Origin of the sequence: Castellaniella denitrificans (assembly GCF_027214045.1) — a bacterium.
GTDB lineage: Bacteria > Pseudomonadota > Gammaproteobacteria > Burkholderiales > Burkholderiaceae_B > Castellaniella > Castellaniella denitrificans_A.
Genome location: NZ_JAPWHE010000012.1, coordinates 1 through 19,782 on the forward strand (window position 1 = coordinate 1; position 19,782 = coordinate 19,782).

Below are 19,782 nucleotides of genomic sequence, written 5' to 3' on the forward strand. Positions count from 1 at the left end.
GACCGGAGCGGGGGCGGCGGCCTGGGCCGCGGGCGCGGGCGCCTGAGCAGCGGCCGGCGCCTGCACGGGGGCGGCGGCGCCCGAGGCCTCGACCTCCAGGATGACCGAGCCTTCGCCGACCTTGTCGCCCAGCTTGACCTTCAGGGCCTTGACCACCCCGCCCTGCGAGGCCGGGATTTCCATGGAGGCCTTGTCGGATTCGACCGTGATCAGGCTCTGTTCGGCCTCGATCGTATCGCCCACGGCCACCAGGATCTCGATGACTTCGACCGTATCGAAATCGCCGATGTCGGGGACCTTGATTTCCACGATATTGCTCATGTTGTTCGTCCTCCTCAGGCGTAATGCGGATTGGCCTTGTCGGGGTCGATGCCGTACTTGGCGATCGCCTCGGCGCACTTCTTGATGTCGATGGTGCCTTCATCGGCCAGGCTGCGCAGAGCGGCCAGGACCACGAAGTGGCGGTCGATCTCGAAGTGCTTGCGCAATTCGGACCGGAAATCCGAGCGGCCGAAGCCGTCGGTCCCGAGCACCTTGAGGCCGCGCCCGTTCGGCACGAACGGTCGGATCATGTCGCCATAGGCCTTGATGTAGTCGGTCGAGACGATGACCGGGCCCTGCGTGCCCTTGAGCTGACGGGTGACGTAGGCTTCCCGGGCCGGTTCGGCCGGATGCAGCAGGTTGTGGCGCTCGGCGTCCAGGCCGTCGCGGCGCAGCTCCGTGAAGCTGGTCACGCTCCAGACGTCCGATGTCACGCCCCAATCTTTTTCCAGCAGTTCCTGGGCCGCCAGGACCTCGCGCAGGATCGTGCCCGAGCCCATCAGCTGGACATGGGTCTTGGCGGGTTTGGCGCTGGACTGGAGTTTGTACATCCCCTTCAGGATGCCTTCCTCGTCGCCGGCCTTCAGGCCCGGCTGGGCGTAGTTCTCGTTCATGACCGTGATGTAGAAGAACACGTCTTCCTGGTCATGCATCATGCGCTGCAGGCCGCTGCGGATGATGACGGCGACTTCGTGGGCGAAGGCCGGGTCGTAGGCCACGCAGTTGGGGATCAGGGAAGCCTGGATGTGGCTGTGGCCGTCCTCGTGCTGCAGGCCTTCGCCGTTGAGCGTGGTGCGCCCGGCCGTGCCGCCCAGCACGAAGCCGCGCGCCAGCATGTCGCCCGCCGCCCAGGCATGGTCGCCGAAGCGCTGGAACCCGAACATCGAGTAATAGATGAAGAACGGGATCATGATGGTGTTGCTGACGGAATACGACGTCGCCGCGGCAACCCACGAGCTGAAGCCGCCGGCCTCGTTGATGCCTTCCTGCAGCAACTGGCCGTTTTCCGCTTCGCGGTAGTACATCACCTGGCCCTTGTCGACCGGCACGTATTTCTGGCCCTCGGGGGCGTAGATGCCGATCTGGCGGAACAGGCCTTCCATGCCGAAAGTGCGGGACTCGTCCACCAGGATGGGCACGACGCGCGGCGCCAGGTCCTTGTCGCGCAGGATCTGATTGAGCACCCGCACGAAAGCCTGGGTGGTGGAGATTTCACGCCCTTCGGCGGTGGGCTCCAGCACGGCCTTGAAGGATTCCAGGGGCGGCACGGGCAGGGACTGGTCGGCCTTCACGCGGCGATGCGGCAGGTAACCGCCCAGCGCCTTGCGGTGCTCATGCAGGTACTTCATTTCCGGCGAGTCCTCAGCCGGCTTGAAGAAGGGGATTTCCTCGATCTTGTCGTCGGGAATGGGGATGTTGAAACGGTCGCGGAATTCGCGCACCGAGTCGATGTCCAGTTTCTTTTGCTGGTGAGTGGGATTCTTGGCCTGGCCGACGTGGCCCATGCCGTAGCCCTTGATGGTCTTGGCCAGGATGACCGAGGGCTGGCCCTTGTGGCCGGCGGCGGCGGCGAAGGCCGCATAGACCTTGTGCGGGTCGTGACCGCCGCGGTTCAGGCGCCAGATGTCCTCGTCGCTCATGCGGCTGACCATTTCCAGCACCTTGGGGTGCTTGCCGAAGAATTTCTCGCGCACGAACTTGCCGTCGTTGGCCTTGTAGGCCTGGTATTCGCCATCCACGGTCTCTTCCATGATGCGGCGCAGGAGGCCTTCCTTGTCGCGGGCGAACAGAGGATCCCAGTAACCGCCCCAGATCAGCTTGAGCACGTTCCAGCCATTGCCGCGGAAGGCGCCCTCGAGTTCCTGGATGATCTTGCCGTTGCCGCGCACCGGGCCGTCCAGCCGCTGCAGATTGCAGTTGACGATGAAGATCAGATTGTCGAGTTTTTCTCGTGCGGCCAGGCCGATGGCGGCCAGGGTATCGGGCTCGTCGATCTCGCCGTCGCCCACGAAGACCCAGACCTTGCGCTGGGCCGTGTCGGCCAGCCCGCGGGCGTGCAGATATTTCAGGAAACGGGCCTGGTAGATGGCCATCATGGGGCCCAGGCCCATCGACACCGTCGAAAACTGCCAGAAGTCGGGCATCAGTTTCGGGTGCGGATAAGAGGACAGCCCCTTGCCCTTGCCGCCGACTTCCTGGCGGAAGTAGTTCAGGTTTTCCTCGGTCAGGCGGCCTTCGAGGAAGGCGCGCGCATACATGCCCGGGGACGAGTGGCCCTGGAAGTACACCAGGTCGCCACCGTGGTCGGGCGACTCGGCGTGCCAGAAATGGTTCTGGCCGCATTCGATCATGGTCGCCAGCGAGGCGAAAGAGGCGATGTGGCCGCCCAGGCTGCCGCCATCGGCGGGCTCGACCTTGTTGGCCTTGACCACCATGGCCATCGCGTTCCAGCGGATGTAGGAACGGATGCGTTCTTCCAGGACCATGTTGCCCGGGTGCGGCGGCTCGAGTCCCGGCGGGATGGTGTTGACGTAAGCCGTGTTCAGCGAATAAGGGATATGGGCGCCACTTCGGCGGGCCAAGTCGATCAGGCGCTCGATCAAGTAATGGGCACGCTCCGCGCCTTCACGGTCGAGCACCGCCTCCAGCGCATCGATCCATTCCTGGGTTTCCTGCTGATCGACATCCGCCGCGGCCGCGTGGACTTGGTCAAGAGAGGACATGGTGTGTGTCTCCTGTGGTGTGGCTCGATGACGCGACCACACATCGCGCCAGCCTGAATGTGTAAGAAGGGGGGGAATGCGCCAGCGGCACTGCGACAGAAGTCCCGGACGCGGACACGTCCCGGGAGCCGGCACTTGCAGCCATTCTAGGAAAGAGCCTGCGACAGCACAAGCAAAATTTCATTAGATGATATGTATTTTTATTATGTGAAAAATTGAATGCCGTTTTCGCGTCTAAAATGGCGCAATCGCGATACCCTCATGTCCATGGCCTCCCCGAATCGCAAGTCCCTGATTCCGACGACGTTCTATGAACACGCTCGTCACAGCCGCCGGCTGTACTGGCTGACGCCGGCGATCGTGCTCGTGCTCTATCTGTGCGTCATGGGCGCTTTCATCTGGCTGCAGCGCCTGCAGAGCGACAGTGTGATGTTCGTCACCATCGACCAGGAAACCCGTCAGCAGCGTCTGATGATGGTGGTGTTCGCTCTTTCCCTGGTGATTGTATTCAGCCTGCTGGCGCTTTGGCGCTACACCCGTTTCCGCACCCAGGCCGAGGCCGCGCTGATCGCCGAGACCGGATTCCGCCGCGCCATGGAGAACTCCATGTCCACAGGCATGCGCGTGTTCGACATGCAGGGTCGCATCGCCTACGTGAACCCGGCCTTCTGTCGCATGATCGGCTGGAACGAGGCCGATCTCATCGGCCGCACCGCCCCCTTTCCCTACTGGCTGCCGGGCCGCCACGACCACCACCGGGAAACCCTGGCTCAACTGCTGTCGGGGCGCACCCCCAGCAGCGGCCTGGAAATCGAGGCCCAGCGGCGCGACGGCTCGCGCTTCACCGCGCGCATGTACGTCTCGCCTTTGCGCGACCCCAAGGGTGAACAGATCGGCTGGATGACCTCCATGACCGACATCACCGAACCCAAGCGCATCCGCGAGGCCCTGACCGCCGCGCACGAGCGCTTCATGACCGTGCTCGAAGGCCTGGACGATGCGATCTCCGTAGTCGCGGACACGCCCGAGGGCCTGGAGCTGCTGTTTGCGAACCGCACCTACCGGCGCCTGTTCGGCGCCCAGACCGGTGGCCACGCGGAACTGCTGGGCGGCCGCCTGGGCCGCTTCACCGACGAAACCATGGAACTGTTCTCGGCCACCGCCCAGCGTTGGTTCGAAGTCCACCACCGGATGCTGGCCTGGACCGATTCCCGCCGTGTGCGCCTCCAGGTGGCGCGCGACATCACCGAGCGACGCAAACACGAGGAAGAGTCCCGCGTGCAGCAGGAAAAAGCCCAGCTCACCAGCCGCCTGACCACGATGGGGGAAATGGCTTCGTCCCTGGCGCACGAACTGAACCAGCCGCTGACGGCCATCAGCAACTACAATATGGCGGCCGTTGCGATGCTCAAATCGGGCAAGGCTCCGACCGAATCCCTGCTCCAGGCTCTCGAAAAAGCTTCTCAACAGGCCGAACGCGCCGGCAAGATCATCAGCCGCATCCGTGAATTCGTGAAGCGCAGCGAGCCCCGCCGCCAGGCCGTGGGTCTGGGCCGGATCGTGGAAAACGCCGTCGGCTTCGCCGACATCGATGCCCGCAAGCGCCGTATCGAGATCGTCCAGAACCTGCCCGACCCCATGCCCGAAGTCCTGGCCGACCCCATCCTGATCGAACAAGTGCTGCTGAACCTGCTGAAGAACGGCGTCGAGGCCATGGAACACAGCGAAAGCCGCAGCTTGCACGTCCGGATCACCGATCAGCATCCACAAATCGAGATCGCCGTCATCGACCGGGGCCACGGCCTGCGCAATCCCGAACGGCTGTTCGAACCCTTCTACAGCACCAAATCCGAAGGCCTGGGCATGGGCCTGAACATCTGCCGCACCATCATCGAGTCGCATCACGGGCGCTTGTGGGCCAGCCCCAACCCGGAGGGCGGGACGATCTTCCGCTTCACCCTGCCGAAGGCCCCCCCGCGCCCCCAGTCCACGGAAATCACGGAGGAACAGCACGCATGAGCGATACCCAAATTCCCAGCACCATCTACATCGTCGATGACGACGAGGCGGTCCGCGATTCCCTGCGTTGGCTGCTCGAGGCCAACGGCTACGCGGTGCGCAGCTTCGCGGGCGCCGAGGAGTTTCTCGCCGCCTACGATCCCGAGCAGGTCGGCGTGCTGATCGCCGACATCCGCATGCCCGGCATGAGCGGCCTGGAGCTGCAGGAAGCCCTGATCGCCCGCAAGGCGCCGCTGCCCATCGTGTTCATCACCGGCCATGGCGACGTGCCGATGGCGGTCTCCACCATGAAAAAGGGCGCTGTCGACTTTCTGGAAAAGCCTTTCAACGAGGCCGACCTGCGGGCGCTGGTGGCCGGCATGCTGGAACAGGCCCGGGAGCGCGTGCGCGAGGCCCACGCCCAACGCGACCAGCAGGCCGTGCTCGGCCGCCTGACGGCCCGCGAACAGCAGGTGCTGGAACGGATCGTGGCTGGCCGCCTGAACAAGCAGATCGCCGGCGACCTGAACATCAGCATCAAGACCGTCGAGGCCCACCGCGCCAACATCATGGAAAAGCTCGAAGTCACCACCGTGGCCGATCTGATGAAGATCGCCCTGGCCCGCGCCGAGGAAGCCTGACATGAGCGCCCGCCTGATCGACGGCAAGGCCCTGTCCGCCCAGGTGCGCGGCCAGGTGGCCGAGCGCGTGCGCGCGCTCGAGGCCCGGGGTGTCAAGCCCGGACTGGCGGTGGTGCTGGTCGGCGAAGACCCGGCATCGCAGGTCTATGTGCGCAACAAGGCCGCCGCCTGCACGGCCGCTGGCATGCATTCGCGCGTCATTCCGCTGGGCGCCGACACGTCCGAGGGCGAGTTGCTGGACGTGATCGAGACGCTCAACGCCGACCCGGCCATCCACGGCATCCTGGTGCAACTCCCCCTGCCCGGCCACATCGACGCCGGTCTGGTCATCGAAACGATCAGCGCGGCCAAGGACGTGGATGGCTTCCATGTCAGCAATGCCGGCCTGCTGATGACCGGCAGGCCGCTGTTCCGCCCCTGCACGCCCTACGGCGTCATGAAAATGCTCGAATCGGAGAACGTGCCCTTGCGCGGCGCCGAAGCCGTGATCGTGGGCGCCAGCAACATCGTCGGCAAGCCGATGGCCATGCTGCTGCTGGCGGCGGGTGCGACCGTGACGATATGCAATTCCAAGACCCGCGACCTGGGCGCCCAGACCCGCCGCGCCGACGTGCTGGTGGTGGCCACGGGCCGTCCCGGCATCGTCACCGGAGACATGGTCAAGCCCGGCGCGGTGGTGATCGACGTGGGCATCAACCGGCTCGAATCCGGCAAGCTCGTCGGCGATGTGGATTTCGATTCGGCCGCCGCCGTCGCATCCGCGATCACGCCTGTGCCCGGAGGCGTGGGCCCCATGACCATCGCCATGTTGCTGGTCAACACCATCGAAGCGGCCGAGCGTACCCTGCAGGCTTGAAGACACGCGCCAAGCGCTTGAAAAACAGGGGCTCCGCCCCCATCTGGTTTCGCATGAACAGCATCCGCACCACCGGCAATCCCCTCCTCGTTCCGGCCGAGGCATTCGTGGACTACGGCGCCGTCCGGCCCGAACACATCGAACCTGCCATTCGCGAGCTGATCGAAGCCTCTCGCAGCGCGATCGAAGCCACGGCAACGCGCACCGACCCTCCCGACTGGGACAATCTTGTCGAAGCGATCGAGGATCCGTCCGAGCGCCTGCACCGCGCCTGGTCGATCGCCGGCCACCTGAACAGTGTCATCAACACGCCGGACCTGCGCGCCGCCTACAATGCCTGCCTGCCCCTGATGAGCGAGTTCTCCACCTGGGTGGGTCTGCATCGCGGCCTCTACGAACGCTACCGCGCGCTGGCGGCCGGCCCGGCCTTCGCCGCCCTGTCTCCGACCCGCCGCCGCATCGTCGAACTGGCACTGCGCGATTTCCGCCTGAGCGGCGTCGAACTCGAAGGCGCCGCCCGCGAGACCTATGCGCGCAACGCCGACCTGCAGGCCCAGGTGTCCCAGAAATTCTCCGAGAATGTACTGGACGCCACCGATCGCTGGTCCCTGTTGATCACCGACGAAGCCCGCCTGGAGGGGCTGCCGACGGACGTGATCGCGGCGGCGGCCCAGGCGGCGCGGTCGGCGGGGGAATCCGGCTGGAAGCTGACACTGCACATGCCCTGCTACCTTCCGGTCATGCTCCACGCCCGGGATCGTGAACTGCGTCAGACCCTGTACCGCGCGCACGCCACGAGGGCATCGGACCAAGGCGATCCGGACTTCGACAATTCGGAATCCATCGAAACACTGCTGGCTCTGCGGGCCGAAGAGGCCGGCCTGCTGGGGCACACGCATTTCGCCAGCCTGCGCCTGGAAACCCGCATGGCCGACGACGCCGGCCAGGTGCTGGAATTCCTGCGTGAACTGGCCGCCCGCGCCCGGCCCAGCGCCCAGCGCGACCTGGACGAACTGCGCGCCTTCGCCGCCCGCGAACTGCGGCTGGATCCCCTGGAACCCTGGGACATCGCCTACGCCTCCGAACGTCTGCGCGAAAGCCGCTACGCCTATTCCGACGAAGAACTGCGCCCCTATTTCACTGAATCCCGGGTGCTCGACGGACTGTTCAAAGTCATCCGCACCCTGTTCGGCGTACGACTGGAAGCCACCGACGCGCCCACTTGGCACGCGGACGCCCGCATCTACCAGGTGCTGGACGCCCAGGACCGTGAACTTGGCCGGCTGGGCATCGATCTGTACGCCCGCCCCGGCAAGCAGGGCGGCGCCTGGGTGGACAGCGAACGCAGCCGCCGCGCGCATGCCGGTCGGGTGCACACGCCGCTGGCGTGGCTGACCTGCAACTTTCCCGCGCCGCAGGACGGCCGCGAGGCCTTGCTGTCCCACGACGATGTGATCACCCTCTTTCACGAAAGCGGCCACGCCATGCATACGCTGCTTTCCCGCGTGGACGATCCGGGCGCTGCGGCCTTCGCCGCCGTCGAATGGGACGCCATCGAACTGCCTTCCCAGTTCATGGAAAATTTCTGCTGGGAATGGGATGTCCTGCAATCCCTGACCCGCCACATGGACACCGGCGAACCCCTGCCCCGCGATCTGTACGACCGGATGATCGCCGCACGCAATTTCCAGAGCGGCCTGCAGACCTTGCGTCAGGTGGAATTCGCCCTGTTCGACATGCTGATCCACACTCGCGCCAGCGGCCTGTCGATCAGCGAGGTCCTGGACACCCTGGACCAGGTCCGCCAGGAAGTCGCGCTGCTGATTCCACCCGCCTGGCACCGATTCCCGCATGCCTTCTCGCACCTGTTCGCGGGCGGCTACGGTGCCGGCTACTACAGCTACAAATGGGCCGAGGTCCTGTCGGCCGACGCCTTCGCCGCCTTCGAGGAAACCGCACGGCCCGGCCCGGACGGCACGCGCGACGTGTTCGATCCGGACACCAGCCGCCGCTACCTGGACGAAATCATCGCGGTCGGCGGCTCACGCCCCGCAGCGGAGTCCTTCCGCGCTTTCCGCGGCCGCGACCCCAGCATCGATGCCCTGCTGCGCCACAGCGGGCTGGCGGAGGTGTGACATGAGCTTCCAGTCCATCGCTCGGCTTGCACGCCGTTCTTATTCATCAGGCACGGGTCGGTTCGCGGGGACCGGCCCATTCCCTGTCTCATCCAGCGCCAAAAAGGGCACTTTCGTGCGTCACCTGCTGACAGGCCTGCTGTTGTGGCTGGCCAGCGCAAGCCTGGCGCTGGCCGCCGTCCATCCGGTCCGCGGTTTCCTGCCGGACCTGAAGTTCTCGCTGCAAGGCGCGGGCGGCGTCACCGTCACCCAGCAGGCCTTCGCCGGCAAGGTGGTGCTGATGTTCTTCGGCTACGCCAGTTGCCCGGACATCTGCCCCACGACCATGGCGCAACTGGCCCAGGTGACAGAGGCCCTGGGCGACAAGGCCGACCAGGTTCGCATCCTGTTCGTGAGCATCGACCCCCACCGGGACACACCCGATATCCTGCAGACCTACGTGGACCAGTTCGACCCCCATGCCATCGGCCTGACGGGCGATGAAAAGGCCATTGCTTCGCTCGCCCGGCGCTACCGGGTCGCCTATCAGATCGCACGCCCCGATCCCCGTCATCCGGACGAGCCCTACGAAGTCGCCCACAGCCGTGGCATTTACGCTTTCGACCAGCAGGGCAAGGCCGTCTGGCTGGCATCGGACGGCGAGTCCCAGGAAGAACTGATCGCCGCCCTGAAACCATTGCTGCATTGAGTCCTCAGGCCGTTTGCCGCGCGGCGTCGCGCAGCGCCGTGCGGATGCCTTCCTCGATGGTCGGGTGATAGAACGGCAGATTGAGCATGTCCGGCACGGTCAGTCCCGTCTGCAGAGCCCAGGCCAGCAGATGAGCGACGTGCTCAGCGTCAGGTCCGACCATTTCCGCCCCCAGGAAGCGCCGGTCGGCTTTGCGCATGTAGACACGCAGCAGACCCTGGTTGCGCAGCATCACGCGCGAACGGCCTTGTCGCGTCCAATCGACTTCGCCGATGGCGACCGCCTCCGGATCACCCAGCGCGGCATAGCCGCCGCCCACCTGCATGATCTGCGGATCGCTGAACACCACCGCCATGGAAGCACGGCGCGGCAGCGCCCGCACATCGGGCCAGGCGGCCGCATTGCGCCCGGCCTGCCGGCCGTCGTCGGACGCCTCGTGCTGGATCGCGTGACGGCCGGTGATATCGCCCGCCAGGAAGACCGGCTGTCCCTGGACCTGCAGCGTGGCCGGATCGAAACGCGGCCGGCCGCGCTCGTCCAGCGGCATCGAGGTACGCTCCAGACGCAGCGGTTCCAGGACGGGATCGCGCCCCGCCGTCAGCAACACACGATCGAACCGTTCCACGCTCTCCGGACCACCGTCCACCGACCAGCCCACCACGGCCTGGTCGCCCTCGCGGCGCACCGACGCGACCCGGGCGTTCTGAACCAGGGACAGTGCCGGCGACAGCAAAGCCACTGCGGCCGCGCGTACCCGGGGATCGGCCAGATGGGCAAAGCTGCCGGAGCGGTTCAGCACCCGCACCCGCACGCCCAGGCGCGAAAGCGCCAGACCCAGCTCCACTCCGATCACGCCGGAGCCGACCACCAGCACGCTGCGCGGCAGGTCGCGCCAATCGAACACATCATCGTTGACGATCGCCAGATCACCCAAGGGGCGGTACAGGTCCGGCACATTCGGCCGGGTGCCTGTGGCCAGGACAATCCGCCGCGCATGCACCTCGCGACCGTCGCCCGCCCGCAACACGCCGTCGCGCAGAAATTCCACGGAAGCGTCCAGCCTGTGTTCAGGCGGCATGGCCTCCACGTCATCGACCACGAAGCCCACGAAACGGTCGCGTTCGCGCCGGACACGATCCATCACGGCAGCGCCGTCCACCCGGGGAGGCGCGTCCAGCCGGATGCCGAAACCGTCCGCATGACGCATGTCGGCCACGGATTGGGCCGCCGCGATCAGCAGCTTGGACGGCATGCACCCCACCCGGGCGCACATCGTGCCATGCGGCCCCCCTTCGATCAGCAAAGGCTTCAGGCCCGCCTTGACGACCTCGCGGTAGGCCGGCAGGCCGGCAGACCCGGCGCCGACGATGGCGACATCGCAGTCGATGATTCGATCGCTCATTGTGATGCTCCGTCTCAAGCGGGTTGAACGTCGTAGCCTTCTTCGGCGATCGCCGCCCGCAGCGCCGCCGCGTCAGCCGTCGACTCGACCGTGACGCGGTGGGCGGCCAGGTCCGTGAGTACGACCGCATCCGGCGCCACGCCCTTGACGGCCTGGGTGATGGTCTGCACGCAATGGTTGCAGGTCATGTCGGAAACGATGAATTCGGTCTTCATGAAACAGGCTCCTGGAATGGGATAGGTGGGATCTTAAACCTTGACATGGAGGGAGGCTCAAGCAGAGGTTCCGGCGCCCCGGCATCAGGACCGCGCGGCCCACGCAAAAGTTGAGGCGGCCCTTGACCTTACCATAAGGTCAAGCTTCATCCTACAATCCTCTTCATGAACCGGAGTCCGACCATGTCCACCTTGCCCGACCCATCCACCCTCGACCTGGAGGTCGAGGGCATGACCTGCGCGTCCTGCGTGCGCCGGGTCGAAACGGCCCTGGCGAAGGTTCCGGGGGTGTCCCAGGCCAGCGTCAACCTGGCCACGCGCCGCGCCCACGTCACCCTCGCGGCCGAGGGCGCCGATCCCGAGGCCCTGGTCGCCGCCATCGAGAAACGCGGCTATCAGGCGCACGTGCTCCGAGACGAGCCCCCCGTCCACGCGCATGGCGACGCGGACGAGGACGCCGCAGCCGGCCGGCGCTTCCTCATGGCCCTGGCGCTGACGCTGCCGGTGTTCCTGGTCGAGATGGGCGGACACCTGATCCCCGCCCTGCACCATGCGATCCAGACTCTGGTCGATCCGCGCGTGCTGGCCTGGACCGAGTTCGCGCTGGCCACCGCCGTGCTGGCCGGGCCGGGCCGGGCCTTTTTCACCCGGGGGTTCAAGGCCCTGCGGCATCTGGGACCGGACATGAACACGCTGGTCGCCCTGGGCGCGGGCAGCGCCTGGCTGTATTCCGCGCTGGTGACGGCCGCGCCCGCCCTCTTCCCCGACGAAGCCCGTCATCTGTATTTCGAGGCCGCCGCCGTCGTCGCCACGCTGATCCTGCTGGGCCGCTGGCTGGAGGCCCGAGCCCGCGGACGGGCCGGCTCCGCCATCCGGCACCTGATCGGCCTGCGGCCGCGCGCCGCCTGGGCGCGGCGTGGCGGCGAATGGACTGAACTCCCCATCGATGCGCTGAAGGTCGGCGACGAAGTGCGGGTCCGGCCCGGCGAGAAGATCCCGGTGGACGGCGCAGTCGTCGAGGGCGAGTCCTGGGTGGATGAGTCCATGATCACGGGCGAGCCCATGCCGGTCACGCGCCGCGCGGGCGACCCCCTGATCGGCGGCACGCTGAACACGCGCGGCGGGCTGGTGATGCGTGCCACCCAGGTCGGCGCCGACACGGTGCTGGCGCACATCATCCGCCTGGTCGAACAGGCCCAGGGGTCCAAGCTGCCGATCCAGCGCCTGGTGGACCGGGTCACCGGATGGTTCGTGCCAGCCGTGATGGGCCTGGCCGTGCTGGCCTTCCTGGGCTGGCTGCTGTGGGGGCCGTCCCCTCAACTGACGCATGCGCTGATCGCCGGCGTGGCAGTGCTGATCATCGCCTGCCCTTGCGCCATGGGGCTCGCGACGCCGATCTCGATCATGGTGTCCACGGGACGCGCGGCGGGCCTGGGCATCGTGTTCCGCCAGGGCGACGCACTGCAACGTCTGCGCAACGTCCGGGTGGTGGCCTTCGACAAGACCGGCACGCTGACCCTGGGACGCCCTGCGCTCAGCGACGCCCTGCCCATGGACGACCTGTCCCGCTCCGCTTTGCTGTCAGCGGTGGCCTCGGTGCAGAGCGCCTCGGAACACCCCATCGCGCATGCGCTGCTGGCGGCCGCCAAGGCCGAAGGACTGGCCCTTGCCCCGGTCGGGGAATTCACCGCGCTCACCGGCGCGGGCGTTCGGGGCCGGGTCGAAGGACGCGAATGGCTGCTGGGCAATGAATCCCTGATGCGCGAGCGGGGCGTGCCGCTCGACGACACCATCAGCGCTCAGGTGCGAACCTTGGCCGCGCAAGGCAAGACCGTTTTCCTGGCGGTACGCGACGGCCGCCTGGCGGGCGTGCTGGCGGTGTCCGACACGCTGCGTCCAGGCGCTCGCGCGGCCATCGACCGCCTGCACGCGCTGGGGCTGAAGACCGCGCTCATTACGGGCGACCATGAGGCCGCCGCACGGGCCGTCGCCGGCGAATTGGGCATCGACATCGTGCATGCGCAGACCCTGCCCGAGCACAAGGCGGAGCTGCTGCGGACGCTGCGGCGCGAGGCCGGCGATCTCGCTTTCGTGGGCGACGGCATCAACGACGCGCCCGCGCTGGCGACCGCCGACGTGGGCATCGCCATCGGACAGGGTACGGATGTCGCCATCGAGTCGGCCGACGTGGTGCTGATGAACGAAGACCTGAACTCGGTCGCCCGCGCCATCACGCTGTCGCGGCTGACACTGCGCAACATTGGCCAGAACCTGTTCTGGGCCTTCGCCTACAACGCCGCCCTGATCCCTGTGGCGGCCGGCGCCCTGTATCCCTTCACGGGACTGCAACTCTCGCCCATGCTGGGGGCCGGCGCCATGGCCCTGTCCAGCGTCTTCGTCGTCGTCAACGCCCTGCGCCTGAAATGGCTGCCCCTGGAGGCCCGTCATGTCTGAAACCCCCACGAACCGCACTGCCTCAAACGCCAAGGGGCCGCTCACGATCGGCGAAGCGGCCGCCCGCACCGGCCTGAGCCCCAAGATGATCCGCTATTACGAACAGGAGGGGCTGTTCGTCCCGCAAGCCCGCAGCGCCGCCGGCTACCGGCAATACGGCGAGGCCGATCTGCACGCGCTGCGCTTCATCCGGGGCGCGCGCGACCTGGGGTTCTCATTGAAGCAGATCGCGGAATTGACCGGCCTGTGGCGCGATCATGGACGCGCCAGTTCGGAGGTCAAGCGCCTGGCCCTGGCGCATATCGAATCGCTGGAAGCCAAGGCCGCCCTGTTGCATGACATGGCGGCGACCCTGCGCGAACTGGCGCGGCGCTGCCATGGGGACGAGCGGCCCGATTGCCCGATCCTGGAAGGACTGGAAGATCAGGTGTTTGCCGGAGCGTGCCAATCGGACACGTGATCCCGCCAATCCGGCCGCTCGACCGGACCGGGCGCATCGATCGGCGTGCCGATGGCCAGATAGCCCATGAAGCGCTCGTCCAGGGGGTCGAAGCCCAGCGCCTCGCCCACCCCGTCCAGGTAGGTGCCCAGGCCGGTGCTCCAGAAAGCACCGAAACCCAGCGCATGGGCGGCGTTGAGCATGTTCATCACCGCCGCGCCCACGGCCAGCATGCTTTCATCCGCGGGAATGCGGCCGGCGGGGTCGGGGCGGCAGCCCAGGGCGATCACCAGCGGTACTTTGGACAGCCACTTGCGGGCATTGTCCACCTTGGGCTGAGGCAAAGGATTGCCTGCGGCGATGCCGGCACGCACCCCCACGTCCACCAGGGCGGGCACGTCGGCGCCACGCACCAGGACGAAGCGCCAGGGCTTGACGGCGCCGTGGTCGGGCGCGCGCAAGGCGGCCCGCAAGATCAGATCCAGTTGATCGTCGCTCGGGCCGGGCACCTGAACGAACTTGACCGACCGGCGGCCGAGGAGGACATCGAAGAACGAAGACATGGGAAAGGCTCCGGGATACGGGACACTAGGGACGGGCAGCCCGGATCATGAGGGCCTTCATGCGCCGGATGGCGGGTTCCCAGCCGTCGAACACGGCCTGGGCGACGATGGCGTGGCCGATGTTCAATTCCGAGATGCCGGGCAGCGCGGCGATGGGCTCGACGTTGTCGTAATGCAGACCATGACCCGCATTGACCCGCAGGCCCTCGCCCACGCCGGTGGCAATGGCGGTGCGCAGACGTTCGAGCTGGGCTCCCCGCGTCTCGACGTCGGGCGCATCGGCGTAGGCGCCGGTGTGCAACTCGATCACCCGGGCGCCCGCGCGCGCGGCGGCGGCGATCTGGTTCGCCTCGGGATCGATGAACAGCGATACGCGGATGCCCGCGTCATGCAGCCGCGCCACGGCGGAAGCGACCTCTTCATAGTGGCCGAGCACATCCAGACCACCCTCCGTGGTCAGCTCGCGCCGGTTTTCCGGCACCAGGCAGACGTCCTGGGGACGGATGTCGCAGGCGATCTCCAGCATGTCCGGGGTGATGGCGCATTCCAGATTCATGCGTGTGCGCAGGGCTGGCCGGATGGCGCGCACATCGGCGTCCTGGATGTGCCGCCGGTCCTCGCGCAGATGCAGAGTGATGAGGTCGGCCCCGGCGTCCTCGGCGCGCAGCGCGGCCTGCAGGGGATCGGGATACGTCGTGAGACGCTGCTGGCGCAGCGTTGCGACATGATCGATGTTGACGCCCAGATCCATCAGGATGCCTCCGGCAGGTCGTCTGCCGACCAGCCCCCGCCCAGCGCTTTATAAAGTTCCACCCGATTGAACAACGCATCGGTGCCCAGCTGGATGAATTGCTGCTGCACGCCGTACAGCGCGACCTGCGCGGACTGCACCTGCAGGAAGCTGTCCACGCCGGTCTCATAACGGATCTGGGCAAGCTTGAGGGCCTTGAGCGCGGATTCCTCGGTGGCGCGCAGCGCGTCGAGCTGGCCGCTGTACGTGGCCTCGCCGGCCAGGCCGTCGGCAACCTCGCGGAACGCGGTCTGGATGGCTTTCTCGTAGGCCGACACGGCGATGTTGCTGCGCGCTTTGGCCAGGTCCAGATTGCCCTTGACCCCGCCAGAGAACAGCGGCATCTGGATCTGGGGCGAGAACTGCCAGTAGCGGTGGCTGCCGCCGAACAGGGCGCCAAGTTCGGGACTGGCGAAACCCAGCAACCCGGTCAGGGAAATACGCGGGAAGAAGGCCGCGCGGGCCGCACCGATCTGGGCATTGGCCGCCATCAGGTCGTGTTCTGCGCCCACGATGTCGGGACGGCGTTCCAGCAATTGCGACGGCAGGCCCGCAGGCAGCGACTGCAGCAGCTGTTCACGGCCGAACGGTCGGGGCTCGGGCAGGCCGTCGGGCACCGGCATGCCCAGGATCAGTTGCAAGGCGTTGCCGGCCTGCGTCATGGCGCGCTCGGCGGCGATGCGGTCGGCGCGCACCGTGTCGTACTGGGATTGGGCCTGGGCCAGGTCCAGATCGGAGGCGACACCCACGTCGAAACGCGACTGGACCAGGTCCAGCGTGCCCTTGCGGGCTTCAAGGGTCTTGTCCATCAAGTCGTGCATCACCTGGGCCGAACGCAGCCTGAAATAGGCTTCGGCCGTCTGGGCGATGAGTCCGAGCTGGACGGTGCGGCGCGCCTGATCGGTGGACAGGTAGGACTGATAGGCGGCTTCACTGAGATTGCGGACGCGGCCGAAGAAGTCCAGCTCGAAGGCCGTCATCCCCACGCCCGCGATGTAGCTGCGGTTGACGGACTTGGCGTCGGCACCACCGTTGCGCATGTCGGCCGGCAAGCGGGTGACTTGCCCCGTGCCCTGTGCGCCGATGGTCGGCAGGCGGTCGCTCTGGACAATCCCGAACTGGGCGCGGGCCTCTTCGACACGGCCCACGGCGATGCGCAGATCGCGGTTGTTCTTCAGCGCCAGTTCGATCAAGGCCTGCAACCGGGGATCCTGGAAGAAATCCCGCCAGGCCGGCAATGCGGCCTGGCCGGTGTCGGCGGCCGGGAAGCGTTCGGGTACCGGCGCGTCGGGCCGATGATAGGTGGGCGCCAGCGAGCAGGCGCCCAGCGCCAGGCCCAGCGCGGAAACGGCCAGGATACGCAGGGAGAATCGTCGGATCGTCATGCCTGATCTCCCGAGCGGGATTCGTCGGCGGCAGGGATGTGCGGCGCCTGGTGGCCCAGCAGTTTCGGTTTGGTCTTGAACAATTTCAGAATCACCACGAAGAAAGTCGGCACGAAGATCACGGCGAGTGGCGTGGCCGCCAGCATCCCGCCCAGCACGCCCAGACCCACGGCATTCTGGCTGGCGGCACCCGCGCCGGTCGCCATCACCAGAGGCACCACCCCGAGGATGAAGGCGAAGGACGTCATCAGGATCGGCCGGAAGCGCAACCGCGCGGCTTCGATGGCCGACTCGGCCAGTCCTGCGCCGCTGGCATACAGATCCTTGGCGAACTCCACGATCAGAATGGCGTTTTTCGCAGCCAGGCCGATCACGGTCACCATCCCGACCATGAAGTAGACGTCGTTGTCCTTGCCCATCAGACTGCTGAGCAGCACGGCGCCCAACATGCCCAATGGCACGGCCAGCATCACCGACAGCGGGATGGCCCAGCTTTCGTACAAGGCGGCCAGCACCATGAACACCACCAGGATCGACAAGCCCATCAGGATCGCGGACTGGCTGCCCGCCTGGATTTCCTGATAGGACAGCCCGGTCCACTCATAACCCAGCCCGGACGGCAACTGGGTGATCAGGCGCTCCATTTCGGCCATGGCCTGGCCGGTGGAATAACCCGGCGCCGCCGAACCGCCGATCCGGACGGACTCATAACCGTTGTAGCGCACGACCTGGACCGGACCCCGGGTCCATTCGAGGGACACGAACGAGGACAGCGGCACCATTTCGCCACTGGCGTTGCGCGCATTGAGCCGCAGGATGTCGTCCGGGTTCATGCGGGCGCTCTGTTCGGCCTGGACCCAGATATTCTGCACCCAGCCCTGGTTGGTGAATTTGCCGACGTAAGCCGAGCCGATCGCCGTGGAGATCAGGTTGGCGGCCTCGGAAAAGTCCACTCCCAGGGCGGCGGCCTTGGCGCGGTCGATTTCCACCTTCAGTTGAGGCCCCGCGCCCAGGCCGGTGATGCGCGTGCCGGTCAGGATCGGGCTTTGCGAAGCAAGCTGCAGCAACTGCTGGGTGGCGGATTGCAGGGCTTCGCTGCCCACGCCGCTGCGGTCCTCCAGCCTCAGGTCGAAGCCCGAGGCGTTGCCCAGCGAGGAAATGGCGGGCGGCGTGATGGAGATCACCATGGAATCAGGCAGGCCGAACAGCAGCTTGCCCATGGCGGTGCCGGAAATCGCCTGCGCGGAATCGCCCGGGCCCTTGCGTTCGGAAAAGTCTTTCAGGGGCACGAAAGCGATGGCCGCGTTCAGACCGTTGCCGTTGAAGCTGAAGCCCTGGACGGCGATGATGTTGGCCACCTGCGGCAACGCCATGAAGTACTTTTCAACCTGCTCGATGATTTCCACCGTGCGGTTGGACGAGGCACCGGAGGGCAGTTCGATGTTGGCGATCACGTAGCCCTGGTCTTCTTCGGGCAGGAACGATGTGGGCAGACGCACATACATCCAGCCCAGCACGCCCACCAGCAGGGCGAACACCAGCATCATGCGCAGCCCACGCTTCAGGCTGCGCGTGACCCAGCGGGTATAACCCTGGGTGGTGCGCTCGAAGCCGCGGTTGAACCAGCCGAAGAATCCGCCCTTGGACGCGTGGTGGCCCTTGGGAATGGGCTTGAGCAGGGTGGCGCACAGCGCCGGGGTGAAGCTGAGCGCCAGCAGCGCCGAGAACAGGATGGACACCGCCATGGCCACGGAGAACTGGCGGTAGATCACCCCCACGGAACCGGACATGAAGGCCAGGGGCAGGAACACCGTGGTCAGCACCAGCGTGATCCCGATGATGGCGCCGCTGATCTGGGGCATGGCCTTTTTCGTGGCCTCCTTGGGCGACAGGCCCTCCTCGGCCATGATGCGCTCGACGTTCTCGACCACCACGATGGCATCGTCCACCAGGATCCCGATGGCCAGCACCATGGCGAACATGGTCAGCACGTTGATGGAGAATCCCAGGACCAGCATCACGGTGAAGGCCCCCATCATCGCCACCGGCACCACCAGCGCGGGGATGAGCGTATAGCGCACATTCTGCAGGAACACGAACATCACCACGAACACCAGCACCATGGCCTCGAACAGGGTGTGGACCACCTGCTCGATGGAAAGGTCGATGTAGGGCGACGTGTCGTAGGGAATCTCGTAGGTGATGTTGTCGGGGAAGAACCGGGCCAGTTCGGCCATCTTGGCCTTGGCCAGCTTGGCCGTTTCCAGGGCATTGGCCGAGGGCGTCAGCGACAGGGCGAAGGCCGCCGTGGGCTTGCCGTTCAAGCGGGCGCCGAACTGGTAGTTGTCCGAACCGAGTTCGACCCGGGCAACGTCGCGGATGCGCACCGACGAACCGTCGGGATTGGCCCGCAGCACGATGTCGCCGAACTCTTCCGGCGTGGTGAGCTGGCCATTGACGGTCAAGGGCGCCACGGTGCGCTGCGAATCCGGATTCGGCGGCGAACCCAGCAGGCCGCCGGAGATCACCATGTTCTGGGAAGCCAGGGCGCTGTTGACCTGGGACATGCTCAGGCCGTAGCCGACCAGTTTCTGGGGGTCGACCCAGACGCGCATGGCGCGGCTCGCGGCAAAGAGCTGGAATTTCCCCACGCCCTTGACCCGCGACATCGGGTTCTGGATGTTGCGCGTGATGTAATCGGCCAGCGCGTACTGGTCGATGGAGCCATCCTTGGACGACAGCGTGATCACCATCAGGAAGCCGGAATTCGACTGGCTGACCTGCAGGCCCTGCTGCGTCACGGCCGCGGGCAGCTTGGCCGTGGCGTTGGACAGACGATTCTGCACGTCCACCTGGGCCAGGTCGGCATCCGTGCCCGGCGCGAACGTGACGGTGATCTCGGCCTGGCCATTGGAATCGCTGACGGATTCGTAATACAGCAGGCCTTTGGCTCCGTTCAGCTCGTTTTCGATGACGCTGGCCACGCTGGTGGCGACCTCGGAGGCCGAGGCGCCGGGATAGGTGGCATTGATGTTCACCGTGGGGGGCGCGACATCGGGATACTGCGACACGGCCATGTTGGGAATGGCCAGGATGCCGGCCAAGGCGATGGCCAGCGCCACCACCCAGGCGAAGATCGGTCGTTCGATGAAAAACTGTGGCATGAGAGCTC

General features: G+C 66.4%; 15 protein-coding genes. 7 read left to right on the forward strand and 8 right to left on the reverse strand.

What is annotated here, in order from left to right; translation table 11 throughout:
- The coding region (locus O4H32_RS13205) for a biotin/lipoyl-containing protein (protein ID WP_331284295.1) at positions 1-321 on the reverse strand (321 nt) is incomplete at its 3' end.
- Positions 322-335: 14 nt separating this feature from the next.
- Positions 336-3,044 (reverse strand): pyruvate dehydrogenase (acetyl-transferring), homodimeric type, encoded by a 2,709-nt coding sequence (gene aceE / locus O4H32_RS13210; RefSeq protein WP_269359908.1) that lies wholly within the window; start codon positions 3,042-3,044, stop codon positions 336-338.
- Between the two features lie 267 nt (positions 3,045-3,311).
- Here aceE and O4H32_RS13215 point away from each other — a divergent pair, with 267 nt between their 5' ends.
- The 5 genes from O4H32_RS13215 to O4H32_RS13235 all read left to right on the forward strand — a co-directional run bounded on the left by O4H32_RS13215 (position 3,312) and on the right by O4H32_RS13235 (position 9,362).
- On the forward strand, positions 3,312-5,063 hold the full coding sequence (locus O4H32_RS13215; RefSeq protein ID WP_269360013.1) for a PAS domain-containing sensor histidine kinase: 1,752 nt from the start codon (positions 3,312-3,314) through the stop codon (positions 5,061-5,063).
- Complete coding sequence (locus O4H32_RS13220) at positions 5,060-5,683, forward strand: response regulator transcription factor (protein ID WP_269359910.1); 624 nt, start codon at positions 5,060-5,062, stop codon at positions 5,681-5,683. Before O4H32_RS13215 ends, O4H32_RS13220 begins: the two co-directional genes overlap by 4 nt.
- Position 5,684: 1 nt before the next feature.
- Positions 5,685-6,539: a bifunctional methylenetetrahydrofolate dehydrogenase/methenyltetrahydrofolate cyclohydrolase FolD gene (gene folD, locus O4H32_RS13225; RefSeq protein WP_269359912.1), complete on the forward strand. Its 855-nt coding sequence runs from the start codon at positions 5,685-5,687 to the stop codon at positions 6,537-6,539.
- A 53-nt stretch (positions 6,540-6,592) separates the two neighbouring features.
- Entirely contained in the window at positions 6,593-8,674 is a 2,082-nt protein-coding gene (locus O4H32_RS13230) for a M3 family metallopeptidase (protein ID WP_269359913.1), read from the forward strand.
- 115 nt (positions 8,675-8,789) lie between these two features.
- On the forward strand, positions 8,790-9,362 hold the full coding sequence (locus O4H32_RS13235; protein WP_407932658.1) for an SCO family protein: 573 nt from the start codon (positions 8,790-8,792) through the stop codon (positions 9,360-9,362).
- A gap of 4 nt (positions 9,363-9,366) precedes the next feature.
- On the opposite strand, the gene O4H32_RS13240 is transcribed toward O4H32_RS13235, so the two are convergent.
- A complete protein-coding gene (locus O4H32_RS13240) occupies positions 9,367-10,764 on the reverse strand; it encodes a dihydrolipoyl dehydrogenase (RefSeq protein WP_269359915.1) in 1,398 nt (465 codons plus the stop codon).
- Positions 10,765-10,778: 14 nt separating this feature from the next.
- Positions 10,779-10,979, reverse strand: a complete 201-nt coding sequence (locus tag O4H32_RS13245) for a heavy-metal-associated domain-containing protein (RefSeq protein WP_269359917.1) — start codon at positions 10,977-10,979, stop codon at positions 10,779-10,781.
- Positions 10,980-11,162: 183 nt separating this feature from the next.
- Here O4H32_RS13245 and O4H32_RS13250 point away from each other — a divergent pair, with 183 nt between their 5' ends.
- Positions 11,163-13,433 carry a heavy metal translocating P-type ATPase gene (locus O4H32_RS13250; protein WP_269359919.1) on the forward strand — a complete coding sequence of 757 codons (2,271 nt, stop codon included), beginning with the start codon at positions 11,163-11,165 and terminating at the stop codon, positions 13,431-13,433.
- Positions 13,426-13,893, forward strand: a complete 468-nt coding sequence (locus O4H32_RS13255; RefSeq protein ID WP_269359921.1) for a Cu(I)-responsive transcriptional regulator — start codon at positions 13,426-13,428, stop codon at positions 13,891-13,893. Before O4H32_RS13250 ends, O4H32_RS13255 begins: the two co-directional genes overlap by 8 nt.
- On the opposite strand, the gene O4H32_RS13260 is transcribed toward O4H32_RS13255, so the two are convergent.
- Genes O4H32_RS13260 through O4H32_RS13275 form a run of 4 tightly spaced genes read right to left on the reverse strand, consistent with a single transcriptional unit; the run spans position 13,857 to position 19,774 of the window.
- The gene (locus O4H32_RS13260; protein WP_269359922.1) at positions 13,857-14,435 is read right to left on the reverse strand and encodes a nitroreductase family protein; all 579 of its coding nucleotides are present in this window, start codon (positions 14,433-14,435) and stop codon (positions 13,857-13,859) included. The genes O4H32_RS13255 and O4H32_RS13260 overlap by 37 nt on opposite strands.
- Positions 14,436-14,460: 25 nt before the next feature.
- The gene (locus O4H32_RS13265) at positions 14,461-15,189 is read right to left on the reverse strand and encodes a pyridoxine 5'-phosphate synthase (protein ID WP_269360018.1); all 729 of its coding nucleotides are present in this window, start codon (positions 15,187-15,189) and stop codon (positions 14,461-14,463) included.
- Positions 15,186-16,610, reverse strand: a complete 1,425-nt coding sequence (locus tag O4H32_RS13270; protein ID WP_269359924.1) for an efflux transporter outer membrane subunit — start codon at positions 16,608-16,610, stop codon at positions 15,186-15,188. Before O4H32_RS13270 ends, O4H32_RS13265 begins: the two co-directional genes overlap by 4 nt.
- Positions 16,607-19,774, reverse strand: a complete 3,168-nt coding sequence (locus O4H32_RS13275; RefSeq protein ID WP_269359926.1) for an efflux RND transporter permease subunit — start codon at positions 19,772-19,774, stop codon at positions 16,607-16,609. Before O4H32_RS13275 ends, O4H32_RS13270 begins: the two co-directional genes overlap by 4 nt.
- Between the last annotated feature and the right edge of the window lie 8 nt (positions 19,775-19,782).

Coding starts and splice junctions, on each gene's coding strand:
- O4H32_RS13220 (WP_269359910.1), top strand. CDS start 5,060: ATGAGCGATACCCAAATTCCCAGCACCATCTACATCGTCGATGACGAC.
- aceE (WP_269359908.1), bottom strand. CDS start 3,044: ATGTCCTCTCTTGACCAAGTCCACGCGGCCGCGGCGGATGTCGATCAG.
- O4H32_RS13270 (WP_269359924.1), bottom strand. CDS start 16,610: ATGACGATCCGACGATTCTCCCTGCGTATCCTGGCCGTTTCCGCGCTG.
- folD (WP_269359912.1), top strand. CDS start 5,685: ATGAGCGCCCGCCTGATCGACGGCAAGGCCCTGTCCGCCCAGGTGCGC.
- O4H32_RS13245 (WP_269359917.1), bottom strand. CDS start 10,979: ATGAAGACCGAATTCATCGTTTCCGACATGACCTGCAACCATTGCGTG.
- O4H32_RS13250 (WP_269359919.1), top strand. CDS start 11,163: ATGTCCACCTTGCCCGACCCATCCACCCTCGACCTGGAGGTCGAGGGC.
- O4H32_RS13230 (WP_269359913.1), top strand. CDS start 6,593: ATGAACAGCATCCGCACCACCGGCAATCCCCTCCTCGTTCCGGCCGAG.
- O4H32_RS13260 (WP_269359922.1), bottom strand. CDS start 14,435: ATGTCTTCGTTCTTCGATGTCCTCCTCGGCCGCCGGTCGGTCAAGTTC.
- O4H32_RS13255 (WP_269359921.1), top strand. CDS start 13,426: ATGTCTGAAACCCCCACGAACCGCACTGCCTCAAACGCCAAGGGGCCG.
- O4H32_RS13240 (WP_269359915.1), bottom strand. CDS start 10,764: ATGAGCGATCGAATCATCGACTGCGATGTCGCCATCGTCGGCGCCGGG.
- O4H32_RS13275 (WP_269359926.1), bottom strand. CDS start 19,774: ATGCCACAGTTTTTCATCGAACGACCGATCTTCGCCTGGGTGGTGGCG.
- O4H32_RS13215 (WP_269360013.1), top strand. CDS start 3,312: ATGGCCTCCCCGAATCGCAAGTCCCTGATTCCGACGACGTTCTATGAA.